The sequence below is a fragment of the Bradyrhizobium altum genome (genome assembly GCF_020889705.1).
GTDB lineage: Bacteria > Pseudomonadota > Alphaproteobacteria > Rhizobiales > Xanthobacteraceae > Bradyrhizobium > Bradyrhizobium altum.
In genome coordinates, this window is record NZ_JACMYP010000087.1 from 23,139 (window position 1) to 30,510 (window position 7,372).

General features: G+C 65.5%; 5 protein-coding genes. All 5 read left to right on the plus strand.

Going from position 1 to position 7,372, the window contains the following annotated elements; genetic code table 11:
* Positions 1-110 precede the first annotated feature (110 nt).
* The gene (dnaA, locus tag H8B02_RS21505; RefSeq protein ID WP_229168074.1) at positions 111-1,541 is read left to right on the plus strand and encodes a chromosomal replication initiator protein DnaA; all 1,431 of its coding nucleotides are present in this window, start codon (positions 111-113) and stop codon (positions 1,539-1,541) included.
* 278 nt (positions 1,542-1,819) lie between these two features.
* On the plus strand, positions 1,820-2,938 hold the full coding sequence (dnaN, locus tag H8B02_RS21510) for a DNA polymerase III subunit beta (RefSeq protein ID WP_229168075.1): 1,119 nt from the start codon (positions 1,820-1,822) through the stop codon (positions 2,936-2,938).
* 75 nt (positions 2,939-3,013) lie between these two features.
* Positions 3,014-4,150, plus strand: coding sequence for a DNA replication/repair protein RecF (recF, locus tag H8B02_RS21515; RefSeq protein WP_229168076.1), 1,137 nt, complete (start codon positions 3,014-3,016; stop codon positions 4,148-4,150).
* 229 nt (positions 4,151-4,379) lie between these two features.
* Positions 4,380-6,815, plus strand: a complete 2,436-nt coding sequence (gyrB, locus tag H8B02_RS21520) for a DNA topoisomerase (ATP-hydrolyzing) subunit B (protein ID WP_229168078.1) — start codon at positions 4,380-4,382, stop codon at positions 6,813-6,815.
* Positions 6,816-7,033: 218 nt separating this feature from the next.
* Positions 7,034-7,372: carboxyvinyltransferase (locus H8B02_RS21525; RefSeq protein ID WP_512699913.1), on the plus strand; the 339-nt coding region annotated here is incomplete at its 3' end.

The following is a 7,372-nucleotide window of genomic DNA, read 5'->3' on the forward strand; positions in this document are numbered from 1 at the left end:
GAGAGCTTTGTCCGGAGCAGACCGCGCCCGCTAGAGGTCGCGTCGTGGCAGGGGCCCTGCACGGCGCTTTCGCAATCATCATCTCTCAGTTTTGGAAAAGTACGAAGGCAATGACGAACACGGAACAGGATCGCTGGTCGCGGGTAAAGGGACGTTTGCGGACGAGCGTTGGTGAGGACGTCTACACGAGCTGGTTCGCGCGGATGGATCTCGAGAGCGTGCACGATGAGAGCGTGCATCTGTCGGTTCCGACCCGGTTCCTCAAGAGCTGGATCCAGGCGCATTACGCCGAACGCGTGCTCTCCTGCTGGCAGGCCGAGATGCCCGAAGTGCATCGCATCGACCTCACCGTGCGCTCGGCGATCCGCGCGATGGCTCCTGTGAAGGAAGCGGCTGCGCCGGCCGAAGTGCGCCGTGTCGAACGCAATGACGGCCGTCCCGCGCCTGAACTGCGCTCGTTCGCGACGGCGCCGGTGTCCGCCAGCCATGATGCGCTCGGCGGCTCGCCGCTCGATCCGCGCCTGACCTTTGCAAGCTTCGTCGTCGGCCGTTCCAACACGCTGGCCCATGCGGCTGCGCGCCAGGTCGCGGAAGGTCGCCGCGGCGATCCTGTGATGTTCAACCCGCTCTACATCCATGCCGGCGTCGGCCTCGGCAAGACGCACCTGCTGCAAGCCGTGACCTGGGCCGGCAATTCCGGCAACGAGCGCAAGGTGCTGTATCTCACCGCCGAGAAGTTCATGTACGGCTTCGTCGCGGCGCTGAAGACGCAGACGGCGCTGGCGTTCAAGGAGGCGCTGCGCGGCATCGACGTGCTGGTCATCGACGATCTGCAGTTCCTGCAGGGCAAGTCGACGCAGGCCGAGTTCTGCCACACGCTGAACGCGCTGATCGACGCCGGCCGCCAGGTCGTGATCGCCGCCGACCGTCCGCCGTCCGACCTCGAAAGCCTCGACGACCGCGTGCGCTCGCGGCTCGCCGGTGGCCTGGTGGTCGAGATGGGTTCGCTCGGCGAGGAACTGCGGCTTGGCATCCTCAAGTCGCGCGTCGCCGCGGCCCGCGCCCACCATGCGACCTTCGATGTGCCGGAGGAAGTGCTGGACTATCTGGCGCGCACCATCACCCACAACGGCCGCGACCTCGAAGGCGCGATCAACCGCCTCTTGGCGCACTCCAAGCTCAACAACCAGCCGGTGACGCTGGAGATGGCCGAACGCGAGGTGCGCGACCTGATCCGCCCGCAGGAGCCGAAGCGGATCAAGATCGAGGACATCCAGCGCGTGGTCGCCCGGCAGTACAATGTCAGCCGCTCCGACCTTCTGTCGTCCCGCCGCACCGCCAACGTGGTGCGTCCGCGCCAGGTTGCGATGTATCTGGCCAAGACGCTGACCCTGCGTTCGCTGCCGGAGATCGGCCGACGCTTCGGCGGCCGCGACCACACCACGGTGTTGCACGCGGTGCGCAAGATTGAGGCACTCGTCGCCAAGGACACGGCGCTGTCAGAGGAAGTCGAATCGCTGAAGCGTCAATTGCAGGAATAAGACTGCAGGAATAAGGCCGCCTCATTTGGCCGGCTCGTTCCATAGCCCTCCCCTTTATCAAGAGGGGAGGGCTAAACTTTTCCGGCCCAAAACGTGGGGAACGGGGCCCGTTTGGCGCCCGTATCCCTTGCACCGGCCGCCCATCCGCGCCACCTTGCGGTCCCCCCGTGGGTTTGATCAAATCCGGTATTGATCCGGCTTATCGGGTTTCCAATGCCGCGGTGCTGCCCTGAACGGCCGCCCGGCTTTTCCATCTGAGGGATCTGGCGGGTATTGCAATGAAGGTCACCGTCGAGCGCGCGCAACTCCTGAAATCGCTGGGTCACGTTCACCGCGTGGTCGAGCGCCGCAACACCATCCCGATCCTCGGCAACGTGTTGATCCGCGCCGAGGGCGCCAAATTGTCGCTGAAGGCAACCGACCTCGATCTCGAGGTGACGGAGACCTTGGCCGCCGAGACCGGAACCGCCGGCTCGACCACGGTGCCGGCGCACATGTTCTATGACATCGTCCGCAAGCTGCCCGACGGCTCGCAGATCGTGCTGGAGGCCGACGGCGACCGCTCGGTGCTCGCGGTGCGCGCCGGCCGCTCGCGCTTCACGCTGCAGACGCTGCCCGAAAGCGATTTCCCGGGCCTTGCCGCCGGCGACATGACGCATTCGTTCTCGCTGCCGGCCTCCGACATCAAGCGGCTGATCGACCGCACCCAGTTTGCGATCTCGACCGAAGAGACCCGCTATTACCTCAACGGCATCTATCTGCACGCCGCCGGCAGCGCCAAGGCTGCGACCCTGCGCGGGGTTGCGACCGACGGCCATCGTCTGGCGCAGATCGACCTCGCGCTGCCCAAGGGCGCGACTGGCATGCCCGGCGTGATCGTCCCGCGCAAGACGGTCGGCGAGGTGCAGCGGCTGATCGAGGGCGACGACGCCGAGATCTCGATCGAGCTGTCGGATGGCAAGATCCGCTTCACGCTCGGCAATGTGGTGCTGACCTCGAAGCTGATCGACGGCACCTTCCCGGACTATGGCCGCGTCATTCCGCAGAACAACGACAAGGAACTGGTGGTCGACAAGAAGGATTTCGAGGCCGCCGTCGATCGCGTCTCGACCATTTCCAGCGAACGCGGCCGCGCGGTGAAGCTGGCTTTGTCCCCCGGCAAGCTGGTGCTCTCGGTCACCAACCCGGATTCCGGCAGCGCCACCGAAGAGCTCGAGGTCGAATACGCCTCCGATGCGCTCGATATCGGTTTCAACTCGCGCTATCTGCTCGACATCGCCGCCCAGATCGAGGGCGAGATCGCGGTGCTGAAGCTCGCCGATCCCGGCTCGCCGACCCTGGTGCAGGACCGCGACAGCAAGGGCGCGCTCTACGTGCTGATGCCGATGCGGGTGTGACGCACTTCTCTTCGCGCGCATCGGCACTAGATTGCGTCGTGGCTGGGCACGACTGCCCGGCAATGACGAGCTGAGATGACCCCATCCCGCATTCATCGCCTGTCGCTGACGCATTTCCGGAATTACCGGACGGCGACGCTGCAGGTCGCGGGCGACATGGTGGTGCTGGTCGGGCCGAACGGCGCCGGCAAGACCAATTGCATGGAGGCGGTCTCGTTCCTGTCGCCGGGCCGCGGGCTGCGCCGCGCGACCTTGGAGGACATCGCCGACAATCAGGGCGACGGCTCCTGGGCGGTCTCGGCCGAAGTCGAGGGTGCGCTCGGCCTCGCCACGCTCGGCACCGGCATCGATCCCCCGACCGGCGATGCAAGCAACAGCCGGCGCTGCCGCATCGATCGCGAACCGGTGGGGTCCGCAACCGCCTTCGGCGACCATCTGCGCATGGTGTGGTTGACGCCGGCGATGGACGGCCTGTTCATGGGCGCCGCCTCCGAACGGCGGCGCTTCTTCGATCGCCTGGTGCTGGCGATCGATTCCGAGCACTCCAGCCGGGTCTCGGCGCTCGAGCGCTCGCTGCGCTCGCGCAACCGGCTGCTCGAGGTGCGCAACTACGACGACCATTGGTGTGGCGCGATCGAGCGCGAGACCGCCGAGCTTGCGGTCGCAGTCGCCGCATCGCGCGGCCAGACCGCCGCCAAGCTCGCCGCGATGCTGCACGAGCGCGGCGCCGCCTCGGCCTTCCCCTCCGCCGAGATCATGCTCGACGGCTGGATGGAGAACGCGCTGCTGCGGGAGCCTGCGACCGCGGTGGAGGACCGCTACCGCGAGATCCTGCGCGCCAGCCGTCCGCGCGACGCCGCCGCCGGGCGCACGCTCGACGGACCGCATCTGACCGATCTGCAGGTGGCTTACGCGCCGAAGAACATGCCGGCGCGCGACGCCTCGACCGGCGAGCAGAAGGCGCTCTTGATCGGGCTGGTGCTGGCGCATGCCACGATGGTCGCGGAGATGACCGGCATCGTGCCGCTGCTGCTGCTCGACGAGGTCGTCGCCCATCTCGATCCCAATAGGCGCAAGGCGCTGTTCGACGAACTCGCCAAGCTCGGCGCACAGGTCTGGATGACCGGCGCCGATCCTGCCGCCTTCGTCGATATCGGCCCGACGGGAGAGATTTTCGACGTCGAATCCGGTCGCGCCACACGGCGCGGCTAAGCGCGCGAAATTGGCTCGGAGAGGGGCTCGAATCTGCCTTCGAATCGGGCTTTTCAGAGCCTCCGGAATCGGCCTTTGAGAGCCTTGAAACAGGCCGAAAAAATCCTATTTATTCAATAGTTTGTAGACAGAGACTTTGCGCTAGGCGCAACTGCTCTTTCATGGCACAAATAGCGGAATCAGCGCCTCATTTTGTGCAGCTGATTCGGGACATCCTCGAAGGCCTCACATGACTGAACCTGCCCGGCAGACCCCTGCCGAATCTGAGCATCCCATTCCGGCCGAATATGGTGCGGAATCGATCCGGGTGCTGAAGGGCCTCGACGCCGTCCGCAAGCGGCCCGGCATGTATATCGGCGACACCGACGACGGTTCCGGCCTGCACCACATGGTGTACGAGGTCGTCGACAACGCGATCGACGAGGCGCTGGCGGGCCATGCAAGCCGCGTCCTGGTTACCCTCAACGCCGACAATTCCGTCACCGTGTACGACGACGGCCGCGGCATTCCGGTCGGCATCCACAAGGGCGAAGGCGTCTCCGCGGCCGAGGTCATCATGACCCAGCTCCACGCCGGCGGAAAGTTCGACCAGAACTCCTACAAGGTCTCCGGCGGTCTGCACGGCGTCGGCGTCTCCGTCGTCAACGCGCTGTCCAGCAAGCTGGGCTTGCGGATCTGGCGCGACGACAAGGAGCACTACATCGAATTCGCGCACGGCGATGCCGTGGCGCCGCTCAAGGTGGTCGGCGATGCCCCGGGCAAACGCGGCACCGAGGTCACCTTCCTCGCCTCGCCCGAGACCTTCAAGAACATCGAATATGATTTCGCGACGCTCGAGCACAGGCTGCGCGAGCTCGCCTTCCTCAATTCCGGCGTCCATATCGTGCTGTCCGACATGCGCCACGCGGTCGAGAAGCGCGAGGAAATGCACTATTCCGGTGGTGTCGAGGAATTCGTCAAATATCTCGACCGCAACAAGAAGGCGATCGTGCCGGCGCCGATCATGGTGCGCGCGGAAGCCAACGGCATCGGCGTCGAAGCCGCGCTGTGGTGGAACGACAGCTACCACGAGAACGTGCTGTGCTTCACCAACAACATCCCGCAGCGCGACGGCGGCACCCATCTGGCCGGCTTCCGCGGCGCGCTGACGCGCCAGGTCAACGGCTATGCCGAGGCCAATGCGAAGAAGGAAAAGATCGCGCTGACCGGCGACGATTGCCGCGAAGGCCTCACCGCGGTGCTGTCGGTGAAGGTGCCCGATCCGAAATTCTCGTCGCAGACCAAGGACAAGCTGGTGTCCTCGGAGGTTCGACCGGTGGTCGAGAACGTCCTGAACGAGGCGCTGGCGGCCTGGTTCGAGGAGAATCCGAAGGAAGCCAAGGAAATCGTCGGCAAGGTGATCCAGGCCGCCGCAGCCCGCGAGGCTGCGCGCAAGGCGCGCGAGCTGACCCGCAAGAATCCGCTCAGCGTCTCCTCGCTGCCCGGCAAGCTCGCCGACTGCCAGGAGAAGGATCCGGCGAAGTCCGAACTGTTCATCGTCGAGGGTGACTCGGCAGGCGGCAGCGCCAAGCAGGGCCGCAACCGAGAATTCCAGGCGGTGCTGCCGCTGCGCGGCAAGATCCTCAATGTCGAGCGCGTGCGCCCCGACAAGATGCTGTCGTCGGAGCAGATCGGCACGCTGATCACCGCGCTCGGCACCGGCATCAGCGACGATTTCTCGGTCGACAAGCTGCGCTATCACAAGATCATCGTGATGACCGACGCCGACGTCGACGGCGCCCATATCCGCACGCTGCTGTTGACCTTCTTCTATCGCCAGATGCGCTCGATCATCGATGGCGGCTTTCTCTATATTGCCCAGCCGCCGCTCTATAAGGTCTCGCGCGGCAAGTCCGAGCAATATCTGAAGGACGAGCGCGCGCTCGAGGATTACCTGATCTCGACCGGGCTCGACGAATGCGTCTTCAAGCCGGCCTCCGGCGAAGACCGCTCGGGCCGTGACCTGCTGTCGCTGGTCGAAGACGCCCGGACGATCCGCTCCGTGCTGCGCAACCTGCACAGCCGCTACAATCGCGCGGTGATCGAGCAGGCCGCGATCGCCGGCGTGCTGACCCCGAGAATCACCAGCGATATCGCGACCGCCAACTCCGCGGCTGATTACATCGCCAAGCGGCTGGACGCGGTTGCCGACGAAGTGGAGCGCGGCTGGATCGGCACCTTCACGGAAGGCCAGGGCTTCCAGTTCGAGCGCACCGTGCGCGGCGTCAAGGAAGTGGCCGTGATCGACGACGCGTTTCTCGGCTCGGCCGATGCACGCAAGCTCGACGAGTATGCGACCAGGCTGCAGGAGATCTACGTGCGGGCGGGCAAGCTCCGGCGCAAGGATGCCGAGCAGACCATTCACGGCCCGATCGACCTGTTCGAGGCCGTGACCGACGCCGCCCGCAAGGGCGTCTCGCTGCAGCGCTACAAAGGTCTCGGCGAGATGAACCCGGAGCAGCTGTGGGAGACCACGCTGGACACCGAGGCCCGCTCGCTGCTCCAGGTGAAGATCAAGGAGGTCGACGAGGCCGACGATATCTTCACCAAGCTGATGGGCGACGTCGTCGAACCGCGCCGCGACTTCATCCAGGAAAACTCGCTCAGCGCCAACATCGACATCTAGGGACCGGCGGCCAGGCGGATATGCGCTTTCCGACGCGACGGCTTGGCCAAGATGACGTGTCCGTGACCGCGCGCTCCGCACCGTCGCGCGGCTACCTTTCGTGTGGAAGCTGCGCCGGGAGTTGTGTTACGGTGCCGGACAGCCATTGATTCCGTTACGGAATTTCGTGTGGCCACATTCGAATCCAAGTCTGGATGATGCGTTAGGGGACATTCCGCGTGCCGCCGATCCAATACATCGTCGAAGGCGGCCGCCGCCTTTCGGGCACCATCGAGCCGTCGGGCAACAAGAACTCCGCGCTGCCGATCATCGCCGCGGCCCTGCTCACCGAGCATCCGGTCACGCTGACCAACGTGCCGCGCATTCGCGACACCGAAACGCTGGTCGAGCTGTGCCGCTCGGTCGGCGCCAGCGCCGAATGGACCGAGCGCAACACGCTGCAGATCCATGCCAAGGAGATCCGCGCTGCCGATCTCGATCCGGCTCTGTGCGCGCGGATCCGCGCCTCGATCCTGCTGGCAGGTCCGCTGCTCGCCCGCTGCGGCGAGGTCGCGTTG